The sequence below is a fragment of the Pseudoalteromonas sp. SR45-5 genome (assembly GCF_014163565.1).
Classification (GTDB): domain Bacteria; phylum Pseudomonadota; class Gammaproteobacteria; order Enterobacterales; family Alteromonadaceae; genus Pseudoalteromonas; species Pseudoalteromonas distincta.
This window is the reverse complement of the sequence record NZ_JACJDN010000846.1, coordinates 1-1,369: the sequence shown is the minus strand read 5'-3', so window position 1 is coordinate 1,369 and position 1,369 is coordinate 1. Positions and strand designations below refer to the sequence as shown.

Sequence of the window (1,369 nt, the reverse complement as noted above, 5' to 3'; positions counted from 1 at the left end):
AAATTTAAAGATGCATTTAACAGCTACGCTCCTCAAAAACCGAGTATTGTATTTGAATTACAAAGCCCTTCAGTAACTCAATCTATTAATTTAACATATCAAGGTAGTGAGCAAACTCACAAACATACCGGCCAAGTTGATAGTAAACCTCAGGTACTCACACTCAACTTACCCTACAGCTCACGCGGTAAGTACTCAGTGCAACGTATTAAAATAGCGAGTAACTATCCCTTTGGTTTGATAACTGTTTGGAGCTACATTCAATTACAAGAAGAAGTATTTGTGTACCCGTCACTTGAACAGGTTCACTGTGATGCGCATGTTTCTATGCTTGATGAGCAAGCCGATAAAGGTATTTCTACACAATCTGGTAGCGAAGAGTTTGAGTCTCTTATCCCACATTTACCTGAGATGGGCTTGCAAAGAGTGTCGTGGAAGCATTACGCAAAGACACAGCAGTTGTTAGTTAAAGAGTTTGTAGACTTTAAAACAGCGAATGCGCTCTTCGATTTTACGTTAATGAATGGAGATACAGAACAAAGGTTAAGCCAGTTATGCTTTTTAGTGTGTGAAGCAACCGAGAAAAACACCCCTTTTATATTAAAGCTACCGAATAAAACAATAAATACAAATACCGGACAGCAACATAAGCAGCAATGCTTAGAATTCTTATGCTCATTTAATGGTGATGTGTAATGGACATACTTAAAAACGAAAAAGTAATAAATTATTCGCTTTCTTTTATATATGCATGTTTGATTGTATTTTTTGTATCACATTTACCGCTTGTTTTTGTTGGTGTACTTTCACTTATTTGTGCATGGAACTTTTACATAACGCTGAGTAATAAACCAAAGCCAAATGCTTGGCTGGCAAATATACTCGCAGGTGTGTCACTGGGTTTAATGCTCTACACAGTAGGCATGTCGGATACGGTTATTTTATTTGTGGCCATGCTGCTACTTGCTAGTTTATTTAAACTGCTACAGGCTAAAACCAAAAAACACTATCATGGAATTACAACGCTTACGTTTTTTTCACTCTCATCGGTGTATTTATTTAATCAAAGCATTTTAACAACTTTAACTGTAAGTGGTTTATACATATTAAACTTTGCAGTACTTGGCTTACTCGAGTCCAAACATAATTTAAAAATAGCCTCTAAACAAAGCGGTAAACTGCTACTTTTAGCGCTTCCTTTAGCTATATTTTTACTGCTTTTTTTGCCAAAAATGCCCGCCTTTTGGCAGCTTCCTGGGCCTAAGCTTGCTAAAACAGGGCTTTCTGAACAAGTCGATCCATTCGATATTGCAAAGCTTTCAAATTCTGACGAGCTTGTATTTAGAGCTAAATTTAACGAAGAAAAACC

General features: G+C 36.7%; 2 protein-coding genes. Both read left to right on the top strand.

The genetic code is table 11. From position 1 onward, the window contains the following. Positions 1 to 696: DUF58 domain-containing protein (locus tag H5072_RS19540; RefSeq protein ID WP_182694520.1), on the top strand; the 696-nt coding region annotated here is incomplete at its 5' end. Beyond that, the coding region (locus tag H5072_RS19535) for a DUF3488 domain-containing protein (protein WP_182694519.1) at positions 696 to 1,369 on the top strand (674 nt) is incomplete at its 3' end. The genes H5072_RS19540 and H5072_RS19535, both read left to right, overlap by 1 nt.